The sequence below is a fragment of the Polaribacter tangerinus genome, assembly GCF_038024095.1.
Taxonomy (GTDB): domain Bacteria; phylum Bacteroidota; class Bacteroidia; order Flavobacteriales; family Flavobacteriaceae; genus Polaribacter; species Polaribacter tangerinus.
In genome coordinates this window covers 1-18,466 of record NZ_CP150668.1, presented here as the reverse complement: position 1 = coordinate 18,466, position 18,466 = coordinate 1, and the positions used below count along the sequence as shown (strand labels likewise).

16 protein-coding genes are annotated in these 18,466 nt (G+C 30.1%); 9 read left to right on the top strand and 7 right to left on the bottom strand.

The genetic code is table 11. The features are described 5' to 3' along the window. Nucleotides 1-80: 80 nt before the first annotated feature. Together WHD54_RS00080 and WHD54_RS00075 are read right to left on the bottom strand one after the other, a co-directional pair. A complete protein-coding gene (locus WHD54_RS00080) occupies nucleotides 81-2,594 on the bottom strand; it encodes an outer membrane beta-barrel protein (protein ID WP_088324858.1) in 2,514 nt (837 codons plus the stop codon). Nucleotides 2,595-2,725: 131 nt separating this feature from the next. Next, a complete protein-coding gene (locus WHD54_RS00075; protein WP_088324859.1) occupies nucleotides 2,726-3,178 on the bottom strand; it encodes a cold-shock protein in 453 nt (150 codons plus the stop codon). Nucleotides 3,179-3,425: 247 nt separating this feature from the next. Here WHD54_RS00075 and WHD54_RS00070 point away from each other — a divergent pair, with 247 nt between their 5' ends. Genes WHD54_RS00070 through WHD54_RS00055 form a run of 4 tightly spaced genes read left to right on the top strand, consistent with a single transcriptional unit; the run spans nucleotide 3,426 to nucleotide 8,531 of the window. Then, nucleotides 3,426-4,097 carry a TetR/AcrR family transcriptional regulator gene (locus WHD54_RS00070; RefSeq protein ID WP_088324860.1) on the top strand — a complete coding sequence of 224 codons (672 nt, stop codon included), beginning with the start codon at nucleotides 3,426-3,428 and terminating at the stop codon, nucleotides 4,095-4,097. A 3-nt stretch (nucleotides 4,098-4,100) separates the two neighbouring features. Beyond that, nucleotides 4,101-5,765 (top strand): peptidase domain-containing ABC transporter, encoded by a 1,665-nt coding sequence (locus WHD54_RS00065; RefSeq protein ID WP_088324861.1) that lies wholly within the window; start codon nucleotides 4,101-4,103, stop codon nucleotides 5,763-5,765. A gap of 5 nt (nucleotides 5,766-5,770) precedes the next feature. Beyond that, nucleotides 5,771-7,126 (top strand): HlyD family secretion protein, encoded by a 1,356-nt coding sequence (locus tag WHD54_RS00060; RefSeq protein WP_088324862.1) that lies wholly within the window; start codon nucleotides 5,771-5,773, stop codon nucleotides 7,124-7,126. A gap of 7 nt (nucleotides 7,127-7,133) precedes the next feature. Then, the gene (locus tag WHD54_RS00055) at nucleotides 7,134-8,531 is read left to right on the top strand and encodes a TolC family protein (RefSeq protein WP_198943175.1); all 1,398 of its coding nucleotides are present in this window, start codon (nucleotides 7,134-7,136) and stop codon (nucleotides 8,529-8,531) included. Between the two features lie 111 nt (nucleotides 8,532-8,642). Here the strand turns inward: WHD54_RS00055 and WHD54_RS00050 are convergent, their stop codons facing one another. Together WHD54_RS00050 and WHD54_RS00045 are read right to left on the bottom strand one after the other, a co-directional pair. Beyond that, entirely contained in the window at nucleotides 8,643-10,085 is a 1,443-nt protein-coding gene (locus WHD54_RS00050) for a glyceraldehyde-3-phosphate dehydrogenase (RefSeq protein WP_088324863.1), read from the bottom strand. Nucleotides 10,086-10,220: 135 nt separating this feature from the next. Beyond that, on the bottom strand, nucleotides 10,221-11,612 hold the full coding sequence (locus tag WHD54_RS00045) for a trypsin-like peptidase domain-containing protein (protein WP_088324864.1): 1,392 nt from the start codon (nucleotides 11,610-11,612) through the stop codon (nucleotides 10,221-10,223). 135 nt (nucleotides 11,613-11,747) lie between these two features. On the opposite strand from WHD54_RS00045, the gene dapF reads away from it, so the two are divergent. The 5 genes from dapF to WHD54_RS00020 are packed head-to-tail and all read left to right on the top strand — an operon-like array spanning nucleotide 11,748 to nucleotide 15,732. Then, nucleotides 11,748-12,518, top strand: a complete 771-nt coding sequence (gene dapF, locus WHD54_RS00040; protein WP_088324865.1) for a diaminopimelate epimerase — start codon at nucleotides 11,748-11,750, stop codon at nucleotides 12,516-12,518. Between the two features lie 25 nt (nucleotides 12,519-12,543). Then, nucleotides 12,544-13,068: a GNAT family N-acetyltransferase gene (locus WHD54_RS00035; RefSeq protein WP_088324866.1), complete on the top strand. Its 525-nt coding sequence runs from the start codon at nucleotides 12,544-12,546 to the stop codon at nucleotides 13,066-13,068. 11 nt (nucleotides 13,069-13,079) lie between these two features. Beyond that, complete coding sequence (gene mltG / locus WHD54_RS00030; protein ID WP_088324867.1) at nucleotides 13,080-14,108, top strand: endolytic transglycosylase MltG; 1,029 nt, start codon at nucleotides 13,080-13,082, stop codon at nucleotides 14,106-14,108. A 36-nt stretch (nucleotides 14,109-14,144) separates the two neighbouring features. Continuing rightward, nucleotides 14,145-15,050: a DUF2279 domain-containing protein gene (locus WHD54_RS00025; RefSeq protein ID WP_088324868.1), complete on the top strand. Its 906-nt coding sequence runs from the start codon at nucleotides 14,145-14,147 to the stop codon at nucleotides 15,048-15,050. Between the two features lie 40 nt (nucleotides 15,051-15,090). Continuing rightward, nucleotides 15,091-15,732 carry a peptidoglycan-binding protein LysM gene (locus tag WHD54_RS00020; RefSeq protein WP_088324869.1) on the top strand — a complete coding sequence of 214 codons (642 nt, stop codon included), beginning with the start codon at nucleotides 15,091-15,093 and terminating at the stop codon, nucleotides 15,730-15,732. Nucleotides 15,733-15,809: 77 nt separating this feature from the next. Here WHD54_RS00020 and WHD54_RS00015 read toward each other — a convergent pair whose 3' ends face one another. Genes WHD54_RS00015 through dnaA form a run of 3 tightly spaced genes read right to left on the bottom strand, consistent with a single transcriptional unit; the run spans nucleotide 15,810 to nucleotide 18,466 of the window. Continuing rightward, nucleotides 15,810-16,514: an SAM-dependent methyltransferase gene (locus WHD54_RS00015; RefSeq protein ID WP_088324870.1), complete on the bottom strand. Its 705-nt coding sequence runs from the start codon at nucleotides 16,512-16,514 to the stop codon at nucleotides 15,810-15,812. A 40-nt stretch (nucleotides 16,515-16,554) separates the two neighbouring features. Continuing rightward, the gene (locus WHD54_RS00010) at nucleotides 16,555-17,007 is read right to left on the bottom strand and encodes a low molecular weight protein-tyrosine-phosphatase (protein ID WP_088324871.1); all 453 of its coding nucleotides are present in this window, start codon (nucleotides 17,005-17,007) and stop codon (nucleotides 16,555-16,557) included. Between the two features lie 31 nt (nucleotides 17,008-17,038). Then, nucleotides 17,039-18,466: a chromosomal replication initiator protein DnaA gene (dnaA, locus tag WHD54_RS00005; protein WP_088324872.1), complete on the bottom strand. Its 1,428-nt coding sequence runs from the start codon at nucleotides 18,464-18,466 to the stop codon at nucleotides 17,039-17,041.

Genomic DNA, 18,466 nt, shown 5'->3' with positions numbered 1-18,466 from the left:
AACTCTACATTGTATAAATGTATTCTCTACATGTAAGTCTTTATTTTATTTAGGACTTTACAAAAAAAAATTCTTACCCTCTAAAACTCTCTTTTTCCAAACTCACTTTCGATAAATTTAGATTTATTTTTAGCTGCGTTAAATGTATAAGAAAGGTTCAAAGAAACCATATCTACTTCATATCTATAGTTTGTTGTTGTAAAAAATTGATTCGGTCTGGATGTTGTAATTCTTTGTTCGTTTGTTTTTAAAAAGCCCATATCTATATTTTGCCATTGCAAAGTTGCTGTTAAACGATTGTCCATAAACTTTTTACGAAAAGTTAAGTTTGGCGAATAAAAACGAGAATCTTCTCCCATGGCTGTATTTCTATCGGATAAATAATTAAAGGTAAACTGTAAAGAAGCGTTTTCCCAGAAATTATAGGTCGAATTTATATTGAAAGAATAAACAGTCGTATTTGTATTTATACTATAGTTTCTTTCAATTCCATCTCTATGTTTAAAATTTAAAACACCGTTAATTGCGTAATTGTAAATATTTGCTCCAACAAAATTTGTCCAATTGTTAGTTGGTTTTAGAGTTGCACCAATTTCTAGGCCAATGGAATTACTTTTACCTACGTTAGAATATACTCTGTTTATTATACTATCTAAAACCGCTCCGTTATTTTGATACGCCAATGTGTTTACTCGATTTATTACATTATTTACATGTCTGTAATAAGCGGTTGCATAAATGGAATTTCCTCCTTTTAACTTTTTAGTAATTCCTAATTCCAGTAAATCGATAAATTCTGGCAGTAAGGTATTGTCTCCTTGCTCAAAAACCTCAGAATGTTCACGCTCTGCAAAACTATTCATTTTAAAAGTAGTGGTTCTTTCTACTCTTTTACTATAGGCTGTTTTGATGTTGGTTTTATCATCAACCATATATTGCAGAGACGCTGAAGGGAATAATTTTACAAAATCGTAATCGTACACATTTGTGGTGGTTTCACTTTGTAAAGCTTCAGTATATTTTCTGTCCATCGATTCCAAACGAACTCCAGCTACATATTCCCATTTTTTTTTGGCTCCAGAAAGTTGTGTGTATGCAGCATGAATAGTTCTTTTTAAACTGATATCACTAGAAAACTCAGGAACTATATCTCCATCTCTTTGATAAACAAATTTTCCGGTATGGCTTAAATTTCTATATTGATAACCACTTTCTAATGTACCGAATGAAAAAGGTTTCCATTGATAATCTAAGTTTAAACGATTTCCATTTAAAGGATTATCATTGGTGTTAAACTCTCTTTGATACACAATCGAATTATCTGGAAAGCCCAAATTGTCGTTTTCCGTTGGTCCTCCTAAAAAAGTGTACTCATATAAAATAGAAGTAGAAATTTTAGAATCATTCTCAAATTTATGTGAATAATCGAAACTTGCCAAAGCAAAATCTCCTTTACGAACTCTTAAGTTATGATTAAAATAAGTAAACTGATAAAGATTTTTATTTGTGGTATTATCAATAGCACTATTATTATAAACAATATCTGCCAAACGTTCTTTGGTTCTTTTACCCGCAAAAAAACCAATTGAAAAAACATCATTTTTACTTAGAGTATAATCTACATTAAAACGAGCATTATATGTAATTTCATCAAAACTTCGTTCCCCATCAGAAGGCAAAAAAGTAGTTTTATTTTCTAGGTTATTAACAACAAAAACCTCTCCTTCTCTCCTACCTGTTTTATCATTTCTTTGATAACTAAAACCACTAGAAAAATTCCATTTATCACTTCTATTGTTAAAAACTACATCAAAACCATACCGTTTTGCAGGAATTTTTGTGCTATAATTTTCTATTGATGGAAAGCCTCCACGTACATTTATCTGAGCAAAAAAGCCATCTAAAGTTCCTTTTTTTGTAATAATATTTAGAATTCCTGCTTTACCATCAGGGTCGTATTTTGCAGATGGTGCAGTAATAACTTCTACAGCTTCTATGGCATTTGCAGGTAACTGACTTAAAATTGTAGTTGCATCTCCTTGTGTAGGTTTACCATTTAATAATATTGTAAAACCACTACTGCCTCGTAAATTTATTTCTCCCAAACCATTTACGCTTACAGATGGTAAATTTTGTAAAATATCTACAGCAGTTCCTCCCAATGAATTTTCAAACTTTTTAACATTAAAAATCTGTTTATCTATCTTATGCTTTACACTACTTTTAGAAGATTTTACAATTACTTTATCTAATTGAGTTGAATTTGCTAAAGTTAGCTTTAAAACTCCTAATAACCTTTTTTCACCTTTTTTTAAAAGAGATATATTTTTAATAGTAGTAGTTAAATATCCTAAAAAAGAAACCTCTATATAATAAGTATTTGGCGAAACGTTTGAAATAGAAAAAAAACCATTGCTATCTGTAACAACACCTGTAACTAGCTTTTTAGATTTTGTTTCAAAAACTGCAACACTTGCATATTCAAGAGGAAAACCATTTTCGTTGTCTATAACTTTTCCAGAAATTTGCGCGGCAATAACCTGATAAAACAACATTAAAGCGCACCAAACTAAAAGTTTTGTATTACTTTTCATTAAAATAATAGATTAAAGGAGGTTACAAAGAAAAATAAAAAAGTAAAATGAATTTCTATATATTTGATATTTTAAAATAAAAAAAGCCTTTTCAAAATTTTGAAAAGGCTATACAATATTATGTGAGGCAATTATATTTTAGTAACTTTAACTGCATTCATGCCACGCATACCTTTCTCTAACTCGAAAGATACTTTATCATTTTCTGCAATTTCGTCTACCAAACCACTAACGTGTGTAAAATATTTTTCATTATTTTCTGCATCAATAATAAAACCAAAACCTTTAGATGTGTCAAAGAAAGAAACTTTTCCTTTTCTTACTGGATCTTCTTCTGGCAAATCTTCTTTTTTAGTCACAGAAATTTGAATATCTTCCAATTCATATTCAACCTTTAATTCTGGGTCTGGTGGAGTATCTGTTAAATTTCCATTATGGTCTACATAAGCAAACTGTATACCCGAAGTACCATTTTGTTCTTTCTCGGCTTTTCTAGCCTCCATTTTTTTAATTTTGTCCTGACGCTTTTTTAAACGTTTTTTTTCCTTTTCACTTTTACTAAATGTCTGTTGAGATTTTGCCATTAATAATTTAAGAGTTTATAATTAGTGTTCTGTTTAAGACAAAATACCGAACTGAAATCTTAATCGTAGTAAAGTTGAAGTTATACTTTTTGATGCTAGAAGTGTATTTTTCCTTAATTAATGCAAAGATACAATTTCTATTCTAAATATTACAGTTATTTTATGTATGTTAAAAAATTACAAAAAAAAATAATATGTAAACATTTTTGAAAGTAATACTATTATATTTGCAAACAAATTACCAAATATGAAGAATTTATTATCTGTTTTAAAAATTTCTGTTCCAGATAAAATTTACATCAAAGATCCAGAAACATCAGACCTTGGAAAAAGAATTATTGAACACAGCATTTTACTTATTGATGAAATAGGTTTTGAAAACTTTACTTTTAAAAAATTAGGTACAAGAATAGGTTCTAATGAAAGTTCTTTATACAGATATTTTGAGAGCAAACATAAGCTTCTATTATACCTATCTTCTTGGTTTTGGGCTTGGTTAGAATACCAATTAGTTATAGAAACTTTTAGCATATCCGACAAAGGAGAAAAATTAGACAAAGCAATTAAAGTTATCACTAGAAAGGTAGAAATAGATAGCAATTTTTCTCATGTTAATGAGTCGGTATTGTACCGAATAATTGTAAACGAAAGTTCTAAATCCTTTTTAACAAAAGAGGTAGATAATGAAAATAAAGAAGGTTATTTCGAGGTTTATAAAAGGCTTATAAACAGACTAAATGAGATGATTACAGAAATTAAACCCGATTATAAATATGGACTTAGCTTGGCTAGTATTATTTTAGAAGGAGGTTTACATCAGCATTTTTTAATTGAACATTTCCCCTCTATTACTAACTGCAACAATAATAACTCACCAACAGATTTTATTACACAACTTGTAAGAAATACGATACAATAATATATGAATAACAAACAACTCACACCATGGCAACGATTTTTAGGATTGCTAAAATTAGAAAAAAAGGATATTTTTCAAATCTTTTACTACGCAATTTTTGGTGGTATTGTTTCCTTATCTTTACCATTAGGAATCCAAGCAATTATTAACCTAATTCAGGGTGCTCAAGTATCTACTTCTTGGGTTGTTTTAGTGGTTCTTGTAACTATTGGGGTAACTTTTTCTGGTGCTTTACAATTAATGCAATTAAGAATTATTGAAACGTTACAGCAACGAATTTTTGCAAGAGCATCTTTCGAACTAAGCTATCGTTTTCCAAAAATAAAAATGACCGAATTGCACAATTTTTATCCACCGGAATTGGCAAATCGTTTTTTTGATACATTAACGATACAAAAAGGACTCTCAAAAATTTTAATAGATGTACCAACAGCATTATTACAAATAATTTTTGCTTTGATACTATTATCGTTTTATCACCCATTTTTTATAATTTTTGGAATCCTGTTACTTCTTCTTATATATGTGGTATTTAAATTTACTGCCAAAAAAGGATTAGAAACGAGTTTAATAGAATCTAAAATAAAATATAAAGTTGCACATTGGATTCAAGAAGTTGCCAGAACCTTAGTTAGTTTTAAGCTTTCTGGAAATACCAATTTAGCACTTCAAAAAAATGATGCTTTAGTAGATAAATACTTACAAGCAAGAGAAAATCATTTTAAAGTTTTAATCTTACAGTTTTCTCAAATGGTAGGCTTTAAAGTAGTTGTTACTGCTAGCCTATTGCTTATAGGTGGTGCGCTCGTTTTAAGTCAGGAAATGAATATTGGGCAATTTGTTGCTGCAGAAATAATTATTCTTTTAGTAATACAATCTGTAGAAAAACTAATTGTTGGTTTAGAGTCCTTTTACGATGTATTAACATCTATTGAAAAAATAGGACAAGTTGTAGATAAAAAATTAGAATCTCAAGAAGGAGAAAAACCACTATTTAAAGAAGGTCTAACTATCGAACTAGATGATGTTTCTTACAATGTTAAAGATAGAAAAAAAACAATTTTAAATAACATTTCAATTTTGTTAAAATCTGACAGTAGAATTTTAGTTCATGGAGAGAGTGGGTCTGGAAAATCTAGCTTGTTAAGATTGATTTCTGGTATTATTGAACCCACAGAAGGAAATATTTACATAAATAATTTGTCTTTAAGCAGTTTAAATTTAAATCATTACAGGTCTCAATTAGGACTTTCGCTTTCCGATGAATCTCTTTTTGAAGGAACTATTAAAGACAATTTAATTTTTGGTAATAAATCGGTAAATGACAGACAAATTTTTAATGCCATTGAAGTAGTTGGTTTAAATCAATTTATAAAAGAACAAAGTAATGGTTTAGAAACTATTATTTTTCCTGAAGGAAAACAAATATCATTTACAGTAGCTAAGAAAATTATTTTAGCAAGAGCAATTATAAAAGCTCCGAAAGTAATGATTTTAGAAGATCCGTTAGATCAATTTAATTATGAAGAAAGTCAGCAAATAATAGGCTATTTAACTTCTAAAGAAAGACCTTGGTCTTTAATAGTGGTTAGTAATAGAAAAAGCTGGGAAACAAACTGTACTCAAATAATTACCCTAGAAAAAGGAGAAATTAAAACTACAAACTAAACGCTATGTTAAATATTTCTAACAATCAATTACATACAAAAATAGATTTTTCTGGGTTTAAATCTGGAAAAACCATTTTTGATAAAAAATACTACAAAGCACTCAATAAATTTTTATTGATATTTGGTGTGTTAATGCTAATTTTACTTTTTTTACCTTGGACACAAAACATTTCTGGTAAAGGAATTGTTACTACATTAAAACCAGACCAAAGGCCACAGGATATACAATCTCAAATACCTGGAAGAATTGAAGAATGGTTTGTTAACGAAGGAGATTTTGTTAAAAAAGGGGACACTATTTTAAGAATTTCTGAGGTGAAAAGCGAGTATTTTGATGACAAACTTATAGAAAGAACAAACATGCAAATTAATGCTAAAATGTCTTCTGTAAGTGCTTATCAATCTAAAGTAGCAGCATTAGATAGACAAATTTCAGCTTTAAAAGAAGAACGAGAACTTAAATTAGAGCAAGCAGAAAATAAGTTGTTACAAGCCAAACTAAAAGTAAAAAGCGACAGTATAGAATTTGAAGCAGCTAAAACTAATATTCGAATTGCAGAAAGACAATTTGAAAGAAATACCACTTTAGAGGCTGAGGGCATTTTTTCTAGAAAAGACGTGGAAGAAAAACGCTTAAAACTTCAAGAAACTCAAGCAAAATTAGTTACTCAAGAAAATAAATTATTAGCTTCTAGAAACGAAATTTTAAACGCAAGACTGGAAATTTCTCAAGTAAAAGCCAATTATATGAGTAAAATTTCTAAAGCCGAAAGTGATATGCGAACAGCCCAATCTAACAGTTATGATGCTGAAGTTCAAGTATCTAAATTAGAAAATAATAATAGCAATTATAAAGTAAGAAATAAACTTTTATACATTACAGCTCCTCAGAATGGCTATATAAATAAAGCAATAAAAGGAGGAATTGGTGGCACATTTAAAGAAGGAGAATCATTGGTAGGCATTATGCCTGCAAAATATGATTTGGCTGTAGAAACTTTTGTAAGACCTATAGACCTGCCTCTTTTACATATAGATGAAAAAGTAAGAGTACAGTTTGATGGATGGCCAGCAATTGTTTTTTCTGGGTGGCCCAATGTATCTTACGGAACTTACGGAGCAAAAGTAGTAGCAATAGAAACATTTATTAGCGATAACGGAATGTACAGAATTCTTTTGGCTCCAGATGAAGAAGATCATAAATGGCCTGAGGCAATTCGAGTTGGTTCTGGCGCAAGAACCATAGCTTTACTTGAAGATGTACCAATATGGTTTGAGTTATGGAGACAGTTAAACAGTTTTCCACCAAACTACTACCAGCCGCAAAACAACAAAAAAGGAAAATCTGAAGCTAAATAATAGCACTATGACAAAAAAATTAATGCTACTTTTTTTATTGGTAATTCATTCCTTAAATGCGCAAGATAAAATAGCGTCTGAACTTACATTATCTGAATTTTTAGGATATGTAAAAAGCTATCACCCGATTGTTAAACAAGCCAATTTAATTATAAATAATAGCGAATCTAAATTGCTAAAATCTAGAGGTGCTTTTGATCCTAAAATTGAAGTTGACTTTGATAAAAAACAGTTTAAAGAAAAAGATTATTTTACCAAATTAAACGCAGCATTTAAAATTCCTACTTGGTACGGTGTTGAGTTTAAGGCAAACTTTGAAGAAAATGATGGCTTGTTTCTAAACCCTGAAGCCAACCTACCATTAGACGGTTTGTATAGCGCTGGAGTTTCTGTTTCTATAGCAAAAGGCTTTTTAATGAATGAACGAATGGCTGCTTTAAAACAAGCAAAGTTTTTCGTTGCACAAGCCAAAGAAGACCAACAAATTTTGGTGAATGAAATTTTATACAACGCCTCGTTAGCATACTTTAAATGGTTAAAAAATTACAATGAAAAAAAAATATACGAAGATTTTCTAGAAAATGCTAGAAAGAGATTTCAAGGCACAAAACGTGCATTTGAGCAAGGAGACAAGCCAGCAATTGATACTTTAGAGGCAGGAATAACATTACAAACCAGAAAATTAAACCTAGAAAAAGCCCGAATAAATTTGGTAAAATCATCGTTAGAGTTGGCTACCTTTTTATGGTTAAATAACAATACTCCTATTGAACTACAAGACCATATAATTCCTGATATTAACACCATAAACACTGTTGATACTATTTTTAATATTGCGCTATTTAATAGTGAAGACTTTAATATTGATGAACATCCGAAAATTAAATCGTTAAATTTTAAAAGAGAAAGTTTAGAAGTAGAAAGAAGATTAAAGTTAAATGGGTTATTACCTAAATTAGATTTACAGTATAATTTTTTAACAGAAAACCGAAATCAAATTAATACACTTACTGCCAATAACTTTAAAGGAGGTTTACAATTTAGTATGCCATTATTTTTAAGAAAAGAACGTGGCGATTTAAAATTAGCAAAAATAAAGCTCAAAGATGTAACGTTAGAAAACGAAGCTACAAAAGTAACCATTGCTAATAAATTAAGTGGGTTAAGGCAAGAGCTTTTATCTTATAATATTCAAACAAACTACACAAACAACATTGTTAAAGATTACAATGTTTTACTAAAAGCAGAAGAACGTAAATTTTTCTTGGGAGAAAGCTCACTTTTTTTAGTAAATTCCAGAGAAAGTAAGCTCATTGACTCTAAATTAAAAGCCATAGATTTAGAAAATAAATTTTTTAAAGCAAAAGCAAATTTGTTTAAGGCAGCAGTAATGGCTTTCAACTAAAAAAATTATATAAATATATAGCTAAACATTATTAATATTACAAAAGCCAACAGTTTCCTGTTGGCTTTTTACATTTAACAAAATGTCAAATGAATTTGCACTAAGAGTATTTTAATAATAGGTAAATCTTCTCACTTTTGCTATGTGCTTTGCTAGGCGTATTACTTGATGAGAATATCCGTATTCGTTATCATACCAAACATACACAACAATGGTTTCTTTATCTGTAATAGTTGCCTTACTATCAAAAATTGATGGAGCCGTTGTTCCAATAATATCTGAAGAAACCATTTCATCATCTAAAGAATATTTTATTTGCTCTACTAAATCTCCCTCTAAAGCATATTTTTTTATTAATGAATTAAGCGTTTCTTTAGTTACAGATGTTCGCAACTGCAAGTTTAAAATAGCCAAAGAACCATTAGGAACAGGAACTCTAATAGCATTTGAAGTTAGCTTACCTTCTAAAGCTGGTATAGCTTTTGATACCGCTGCTCCTGCTCCTGTTTCAGTAATAACCATATTTAAGGCTGCGGCACGTCCTCTCCTATTTTTAGTATGCATATTATCCACTAAATTTTGGTCGTTTGTATAAGCATGTATCGTTTCTAAATGCCCTTTTTTAATTCCGTAATTATCTTCTATCACCTTTAAAATTGGAGTTATTGCATTTGTTGTACAAGAAGCTGCAGAAAAAATATCGGTAGTATCTGGATGGTACTCTTTATGGTTTACTCCATGAACAATATTTGGTACGCCTTTACCAGGTGCTGTAAACAAAACTTTGTTTGCTCCCTTAGACTTTAGGTGCCTACTTAGTTGCTCTTTATCCCTAAAGGCACCGGTATTATCAATAATTAGTGCATTGTTTATACCATAGCTTGTGTAATCTATATCCTCTGGCTGCTTTGCCGAAATGAAATATACGGTGGTACCATTTATTAGTAAAGCATTATTTTCTTCATCTACAGTTACTGTTCCTAAAAAGTCTCCGTGTACTGAATCAATTCTTAACAATGACGCCCTTTTTTCTAAAACAGTTCTATTTATTTCTCCTCTGGTTACAACGGCTCTTAATCGTAACTGAGAACCTTTGCCCATTTTAGTCATTAACTCTCTTGCTAGTAACCTGCCAATTCTACCAAAACCATATAAAACAACATCCTTTGGCTCTATATCTTTAACAGCAGTGGCATTTTGTAACTTTTGTTTTACAAAAGCAACTTTGTCATCGCATTTTTTGGCGCTCAAATAGCATTCATATGCCAATTTTCCAATATCTAATTTTGCAGACGGTAATTCAATTTGCTGAATAGCTTTTGCAATTTCTAATGCATCTATTACAGTTATTGGTTTGTTTACAAATTCTTTTGCATAATCTATTAACTTTAAAACTTCACTAGCTCTTTTGTCTACCAAAGGATTTTTAAAAAGAACTAATTCTATAGATTTATCATACCATAAATCGTTAACTATATTTATAAACTCTACAGTTGCTCTTCTGGTCTTTGCTTGCAATAAGACTTCTTTGTTATAATCTATTAATGTTGACATAATACTGATAGTATAATTATATTTTCGGCAAAAGTATTTAAATTTTTACAAATACGAAATCGATTTCGTGAAAAAATTTTTATCATAAAAAAATCCTGATGTTTACATCAGGATTTAAAGTTGAAAATACTTATTTTATTGAAAAATATATCGTTCAATTTCGCCCTCTTCATTCAACATTTCTATAAAAACTCTTTGCCTTGAAGTAGATAGCTTGTCTAATAATTGGGCTGTTTCTCTCGCGTTGCTTACTTTTTTATCATTCACTTTAGTTATAATGTACCCTTTTAAACTATAAAACTCACCATCTCTATCACTATTAATAATTTTTACACCGTTAGAAATAGACATTTTCTTTTTTTCGTCGTTGTTTAAATCTTTCAGTTCCCAGTTAAAACTACTTGCAATGTATCTTTCTACAGATTTAGACAATTGCACATTTTTTACAAAAGTTTCTCCGTCTCTAAGAATAGTAACATCTACAAATTCTCCAGGCCTTTTAGCTGTTAACTGACCTTTTAAATCAGAAAACTTGGTAATTTTTACATTGTTAATTCGGGTAATAATATCACCTTCTTTTAAATCGAATGTTTTAGTTTTCTCTGTGAGTTCAGAAATACCTGCAATTTTAACACCTTCTCCTTTGTAAGTTAAATCGACATTTATTCCTAAAATTGCCTGCTGAACTTTACCAAACTCCAAAATATCGTCGATAATTTTCTTAGCAATATTAGATGGTACAGCAAAAGAATATCCTATAAATGAACCTGTTTTAGAGGATATAGCGGTGTTTATTCCAATCAATTCTCCTCGGGTATTAACCAATGCTCCACCACTATTACCTGGGTTTACTGCTGCATCTGTTTGAATAAAAGACTCTATATTTCTATTTCCTTCTAAATCTCTTCCTTTGGCAGAAACAATACCAGCAGTTACTGTAGATGTTAAATTGTAGGGGTTTCCAACAGCCAAAACCCACTCTCCAATTTTCACAGAATCTGAATTAGCGAAAGGTGTATATGGAAGATCAAAATCTACCTCAATTTTTAACAACGCAATGTCGTTTGTTGGATCTGTACCAATTAATTCCGCTGCATATTTCTTCTGATTATTTAATGTAATTTCAATATCTGTTGCATCTTCAATTACATGATTATTTGTAACAATGTAACCATCTGCAGAAATTATTACACCACTTCCAGTACCAACTTGTTCGTACTTTCTTGTGCCTCTCCCACTTCCATAAAACAACTCTGCCCAAGGATTGGTTTGTGTTCTTACCGCAGTATTTTTTACGTGAACTACAGAATGTATCGTTTTTTCTGCAGCAACTGTAAAATCGGTGTACGTCTCTACAGAATTTACTTTGTTATAAGTAGTTGTGTAATTTGTTGGAATAGTTTCTAAACGATTTTTGGGTAAAGAGTCTGCAGCTTTTACATCTTTATCTAAAAGCAATTGGTAGCCACCTAATGAAATTGCGCCCCCTAAAACTGCCATACCTAAATAACTAAATGCTTTTTTCATTTTAATTTTGATTTAATTTTTACATTCAAATATATAATTTTAACAGAATTAAAAAATGTGTTTAACTTGATTTTAACGCACTTTAACCGGTTTTTAACAAACAAAAGTTTTCCTTATTATAACTATATTTGTCGAATGAAAATTGAATTTATTAAATACCAAGGTACCGGAAATGATTTTGTTATGATTGATAACAGAAATCTATTTTTTCCTGCAAACAACATAGATTTAATTGCTAAAATTTGTAACCGAAATTTCGGTATTGGCGCAGATGGTGTAATTTTAATTGAAAATAATTCTGACTTCGATTTTAGAATGCGCTATTTTAATGCAGACGGAAGCGAAACTTTTTGTGGTAACGGTGCTAGATGTGCTGTTGCTTTTGCAAAAAAATTAGGTATCGTATCTAATCAAACAAATTTTACAGCTGTTGATGGACCCCATTTTGCAAGTATACATAATGAAATTATATCTCTTAAAATGATTGATGTTCAAGATATTAAAGTTACAGAAAATAGTGTTTTTCTTTATACTGGAACTCAACACCATGTAGAAATGGTTTCTGACTTAGAAAATTACCCAGTAGTTAAAAACGGACAAAAAATTAGAAATTCATACCAAGGTGTTGGTAGCAACGTAAATTTTGTAGAAAAAATTAACAACCATACATTTCAAGTAAGAACTTATGAAAAAGGAGTTGAAAATGAAACATTAGCTTGTGGAACAGGTGTAACTGCTGTTGCTATTGCGATGCATAAAACGAACAAAACCTCAGAAAATAAAATTTCATTACCTGTACAAGGCGGTAAGCTAGAGGTTTCTTTTAGCGAAAATAATGGTTTGTATTCTAATATATTTTTAACAGGACCTGCAACATTTGTTTTTTCTGGTTTAATTGAACTATAATTCTACATAAAAAAACTATTATTTTATGCTGTTATCAACTAATAAAACAATCCTTAGGGCTTTAGAGCCAGAAGATTTAGAGTTTTTGTTTGAAATTGAAAACAACGAATTGTTTTGGGAAATTAGCCATACTCAAACACCTTTTTCTAAATACATATTAAAGCAATACATAGAAAATGCACATTTAGATATTTATGAAACCAAACAACTACGATTATTAATTGAAGAGAAAAAGTCGAAAAATAGCATTGGAATGATCGATTTATTTGATTTTGATCCACAACATAAAAGGGCCGGTATTGGTATTTTAATTCACCCAGAATATCAAAATAAAGGTTTTGCCTCAGATGCGTTAAGCATGATTATAAATTATTGTTTTAAACACTTAAATTTGCATCAGTTATATGCAAATATTACCATTGATAATGATAAAAGCTTTTCTTTATTTAATAAGTTTAAATTTGAAAAAATAGGAGTAAAAAAAGACTGGATTTTATCTAATGGAAAATATAAAGACGAATTACTAGTACAACGCATTCAATCAAAATAAAAAAAAATCACTTGAGTAAAAAATTTATCATAGCCGTTATTTCTACCATCTTGTTTGTTGGTATTGTTATTAGTTACAATTATTATCAAAAAATTTTTGGCGAAACAATTACAAAAACTACCCTTCTTTTTGTTTATCCTTCGGACAACTTACAAAATGTAAAAGAAAAAATGAGTCCTTTTTCTTCACATAAAAACACCTTTTTATTTGTTGCCGCTCAAAAAAACTTAAAACAACCAAAACCTGGATGTTACCTTTTAAAAAAAGGAATGTCTAACAATGAAATTGTAAATATGTTGCGTGTTGGCAACCAAACACCAGTAAAAGTTGCTTTTAACAACCAAGACACTCTAGAAAAACTTGCAGGAAGAATTTCTCATCAAATTGCAGCTGACTCCATTTCATTATTAGACTCTTTTTTAGATAAGAAATTTTTAACTGAAAATAACTTTACTGAAAAATCTGTTTTAGGAATGTTTATACCTAATAGTTACGAATTTTACTGGACAATTTCTGCCGACAACTTTAGAAATAGAATGTTAAAGGAGTACAAACGTTTTTGGAATTCTGAGAGAATAGCGAAAGCTAAGGCTATTAATTTAACTATAAATGAAGTTATTACACTTGCCTCTATTGTGCAAAAAGAAACTGCACAAAATTCTGAAAGACCCACTATAGCTGGGTTGTATTTAAACAGATTAAAAAATGGCTGGCCATTACAAGCCGACCCAACAGTTATTTATGCTATTAGAGAAAAAAAAGGACAAGATTATAGTGTGAAAAGAGTATTAACCAAAGATTTAGAACTGCCCTCTAAATACAACACATACAAACACAAAGGATTACCACCAACGCTAATAGCTATGCCAGACGTATCGGCCATAGATGCTGTTTTAAATGCTGAAAAACACGCTTACTTTTATATGTGTGCAAGTATTGAAAAAATTGGTTTTCATGAATTTTCTAAATCACTCTATCAACATAACAGAAACGCAATTAAGTACCAAAGATGGTTAAGTAAAAAAGGAGTTAACAGATAATATTTTAAGTAACCTTAAAACTAAACACTATTTATTTTGAAGCTTCAAAAAAACATTTTTATTGGTATTGTATTACTGGTTACTTTTTGTACGAAAGCCCAAGAAATATCTTTTTTAAAAAAATCGGATACCCTTAACAAGAAAAGAAGAAATACCGTAATAATTACAGAAAGTGTTTTGGCTTCAGGAACACTAATTGCTTTAAATGAACTTTGGTATAAAGACTATGCACGCGGAAGCTTCAGGTTTAAAAATGACAATACAGAATGGCAACAAATGGATAAAGTTGGTCATTTTATGACCTCTTACTATCTCGGTAAAATTGGTATGGAGGTTTTGGATTGGTCTGGTGTTTCAAAGAAAAATCAACTTATTTATGGAGCTACTTTAGGGTTTTCATTTTTAACTGCAGTAGAAATTTTAGATGGCTTTTCTAAAGAATGGGGAGCGTCTACAGGAGATATTCTTGCAAACGCTGCTGGTACGAGTCTTTTAATTGGGCAAGAATTACTTTGGCAGGAACAAAGAATAACTGTAAAATATTCATTTAATAATCAAACTAAATATGCAGCACTAAGACCATCTGCACTTGGTAAAAACTTTTTAGAACAAACATTAAAAGATTACAACGGACAAACTTATTGGTTATCTGCCAATATTTGGTCTTTTTACAAACAAAGCGAAATACCAAAATGGTTAAATATTGCTGTAGGATATGGGGCCGAAGGAATGTTATACGGTAAAAATTCTACTGTAAATTTGTTACAACAAAAGCCTTACAGACAGTTTTACCTTAGTTTAGATGTCGATTTAACGAAAGTTAAAACAAACTCTAAAGTACTAAAATCGATTTTTTCTGTTATTAATTTCATAAAAATTCCATCTCCTACACTTGAAATTAACAATAAAGGACAGTTAAAATTTCATTATTTATATTTTTAATTAAATTTAACAATTTTTAGCTTTTAAGGCATAGATTGTATTGTATTTTTGCACCGCAAAACAGAAAGATAATTTTATCAAACTTAAATATTTATTTTTAAGCATTATAATACTAGTTTTTATAAATGCAACAAAAATTAGCACTTCTAATAAAAAGGAATTAAACTACTCAAAAAATGGTGTTGTTCCTTTAAGTTTTCCTTTAGAAATTAAAAACACTATTTTATATTTACCTAAAAACTTCATTGCTTTTAAAGAAGCTGTTGCTTTTAAAGAGTCTCAAGGAAAATATAATAGTGTAAACACATTAGGGTATTTGGGTAAATACCAATTTGGAATACATACTTTAAAGCGGTTTAAAATTCACAATAAAGAAGCTTTCTTAAAATCTCCTAAAACCCAAGAAAAAGCTTTTGTAGCCTTATGTAAAGTAAACAAATGGATTCTTAGGAAAGATATAAGCCGTTCGGTAGGAAAAACAATAAATGGCATAAAAATTACTGAATCAGGTATTTTAGCAGCTGCACATTTAAGTGGTGCTGGAAATGTAAAAAAATACCTTAGAAGTAATGGTGCTAGAAGATTTTCAGACGCATATGGAGCTAGCATACAACTGTATTTAAAAAGGTTTGCTGGTTACGATTTGTCTACCATCAAAGCAGACAGAAACGCAACAATCTAATAAAATTGGGGTTTCGTTTTTATTACCAAGAATAAAATCTGCTATTTAAATTTTCAAATTACTTATTGGTATTGTAACTATTTATGAATAATAAATATAGCTGGTTTTTTGTGAATATCAACAGGAGTACTTTTCCAATCTAAAATAGTTTGTGTTTTTATAAACTCGGTTGGCAGTGTAATATCTGCAGCAATACATAAATTTGTACTGGTGGATAAAACTGCTTTTAAATCTGCAAACATTTTATCATTTCTGTAGGGAGTTTCTATAAAGATTTGAGATTGATTTTTGTCTTTAGAAAGTTTTTCTAAATCTTTAATAGCTTTCTTTCTCTCAGATTTATCTATCGGTAAATAGCCGTTAAACGCAAAATTTTGCCCATTCATTCCAGCGCTCATCATGGCCATAATTATGGAAGAAGGACCTACAAGTGGTACCACCTTAATATTTTTTTCGTGTGCAAGTTTTACTATAGTAGCACCAGGATCGGCAATGGCAGGAACGCCAGCTTCGGAAAGTAAACCTACATTATTACCTTCGTTACAAACATCTAAATATTTTCTAGTTTCTAGTTCTTCTGCATATTTATCTAAAGACATAATCTGCAAAGAAGGTTGAGACTTTTTAGGACAAATCTTTTTAATAAATTTACGTGCAGACTTTTCGTTTTCTACAATATAATAATCTATTTGCTCTACTACTTTTTTTACTGATAAGGGCATCACTTCTAAAGGTTCTGTTTCTCCTAAAGTAGTGGGAATCAAATAAAGTTTACCTATCATTTTTAATTAATTTATTTATGAGTGTAAAGCCTAAAAAATTTTAAATAAGACTTTTTGCAATCTCATTACAAGCATCATCTAACATAGTGTAAACCTTATCAAAACCTTCATTCCCTCCATAATAAGGATCTGGAACTTCTAGCAAAGTTGATTTTTCTGATGCGTCTAGAATAAGAGAAACTTTGGCAATGTCATTATCATCTCTTGCCAGTGCAACAACGTTGTGATAATTACTTTTATCCATCACAAAAATGCTATCGAAAATATCAAAATCTTTCATTGTAAATTTTCTTGCGCTTTGGTTAGTAATATCAATTTGATGCTTTTTTGCGACTTCGATAGAACGCTCATCAGGTAAATTTCCAACATGATATGCGGCTGTTCCAGCAGAATCTACAAAAACATCTTTTCCATTTACTTTAGATTTTAAAATACCTTCTGCCAAGGGAGATCTACAGATATTTCCCAAGCAAACCATGAGTATTTTTTTCATAAGAAATCATGAATAAAGAAGACGAGAAAAATTAAAATGTTAACTTCTTGGTTAAATCGTCTACGTATTTTCTAAATTGTTTATCAGTTTCTGTTAAATTATCTACAGTTTTACAAGCATGTAAAACAGTGGCATGATCTCGCTGACCAATTTGATTTCCTATGCTTGCTAGAGAAGTTTTGGTAAGTCTTTTAGCAAAATACATAGCCAATTGTCTTGCTTGAACAATATGTCTTTTTCTTGTTTTAGATTGTAAGGTGGCTACATCCATATCAAAATACTTAGACACTTCTTTCTGTATATAATCTATCGAAACCTCTTTCTTGGTATTTTTAACAAACTTATCTACTATTTGCTTTGCTAACTCTAAAGAAAATTCTTTTCTGTTAAAAGAGGCTTGTGCTATCATAGAAATAATAACTCCCTCTAATTCCCTTACATTCGATTTAATATTTTTTGCAATATACTCTACAATCTCTTCTGGCATTTCTACACCATCTCTGTAAAGTTTATTTTGCAAGATAGAAATACGAGTCTCATAATCTGGCGCTTGTAATTCCGCAGAAAGTCCCCATTTAAAACGAGATAGTAAGCGCTGTTCAATATCTTGCATATCTACTGGTGCTTTGTCTGAAGTTAAAATTACTTGTTTGCCATTTTGATGTAAATGGTTAAAAATATGGAAAAAAACATCTTGAGTACCTGCTTTACCAGATAAAAACTGTACATCATCAATTATTAAAACATCTATCATTTGATAAAAATGAATAAAATCATTTCTAGTGTTTGATTTTACAGAATCAATAAATTGTTGAGTAAATTTTTCTGAAGATATATATAGTACCGTTTTGTCTGGATATTTATCTTTAATATCTACACCAATAGCATGTGCTAAATGAGTTTTTCCTAGACCTACTCCACCATAAATTAATAGTGGATTAAAAGAAGTTCCACCAGGTTTGTTTGCAACTGCCATACCAGCAGAACGTGCTAATCTGTTAGAATCTCCTTCTATAAAATTAACAAAATTGTAATTAGGATTTAACTGTGACTCTATTTTTACCTTTTGCAAACCCGGTATTACAAAAGGGTTTCTTAGTTCTCTTTTGTCAGAATCAAATGGTACTGTAACTTTTTGTGGTTTTAAAGGATCTCTATTCGAACTAGGAATTTTAACTATTTGAGGTCTATTACTACTATAGTTATTTTCCATTTTTACATCATACACAAGCTTTGCATCACTTCCTAACTTTCTAACCAATGCAACTCTTAATAATTTAATGTAATGTTCTTCTAACCATTCGTAAAAAAATTTACTAGGTACTTGAATAGTTAACGCTTCTCCTGAAAGTTTTACGGGTTTTATTGGTTCAAACCAAGTTTTGTAAGCCTGTGGTTTAATATTGTCTTTAATGAAAGACAAGCAATCATTCCAAACTGAATCAGCAGTTAATGTCAT

What these genes read in the sequence shown, in the direction of transcription:
- WHD54_RS00080 (WP_088324858.1), bottom strand. Translation starts at nt 2,594, where the DNA reads ATGAAAAGTAATACAAAACTTTTAGTTTGGTGCGCTTTAATGTTGTTT.
- WHD54_RS00075 (WP_088324859.1), bottom strand. Translation starts at nt 3,178, where the DNA reads ATGGCAAAATCTCAACAGACATTTAGTAAAAGTGAAAAGGAAAAAAAA.
- WHD54_RS00070 (WP_088324860.1), top strand. Translation starts at nt 3,426, where the DNA reads ATGAAGAATTTATTATCTGTTTTAAAAATTTCTGTTCCAGATAAAATT.
- WHD54_RS00065 (WP_088324861.1), top strand. Translation starts at nt 4,101, where the DNA reads ATGAATAACAAACAACTCACACCATGGCAACGATTTTTAGGATTGCTA.
- WHD54_RS00060 (WP_088324862.1), top strand. Translation starts at nt 5,771, where the DNA reads ATGTTAAATATTTCTAACAATCAATTACATACAAAAATAGATTTTTCT.
- WHD54_RS00055 (WP_198943175.1), top strand. Translation starts at nt 7,134, where the DNA reads ATGACAAAAAAATTAATGCTACTTTTTTTATTGGTAATTCATTCCTTA.
- WHD54_RS00050 (WP_088324863.1), bottom strand. Translation starts at nt 10,085, where the DNA reads ATGTCAACATTAATAGATTATAACAAAGAAGTCTTATTGCAAGCAAAG.
- WHD54_RS00045 (WP_088324864.1), bottom strand. Translation starts at nt 11,612, where the DNA reads ATGAAAAAAGCATTTAGTTATTTAGGTATGGCAGTTTTAGGGGGCGCA.
- dapF (WP_088324865.1), top strand. Translation starts at nt 11,748, where the DNA reads ATGAAAATTGAATTTATTAAATACCAAGGTACCGGAAATGATTTTGTT.
- WHD54_RS00035 (WP_088324866.1), top strand. Translation starts at nt 12,544, where the DNA reads ATGCTGTTATCAACTAATAAAACAATCCTTAGGGCTTTAGAGCCAGAA.
- WHD54_RS00015 (WP_088324870.1), bottom strand. Translation starts at nt 16,514, where the DNA reads ATGATAGGTAAACTTTATTTGATTCCCACTACTTTAGGAGAAACAGAA.
- WHD54_RS00010 (WP_088324871.1), bottom strand. Translation starts at nt 17,007, where the DNA reads ATGAAAAAAATACTCATGGTTTGCTTGGGAAATATCTGTAGATCTCCC.
- dnaA (WP_088324872.1), bottom strand. Translation starts at nt 18,466, where the DNA reads ATGACATTAACTGCTGATTCAGTTTGGAATGATTGCTTGTCTTTCATT.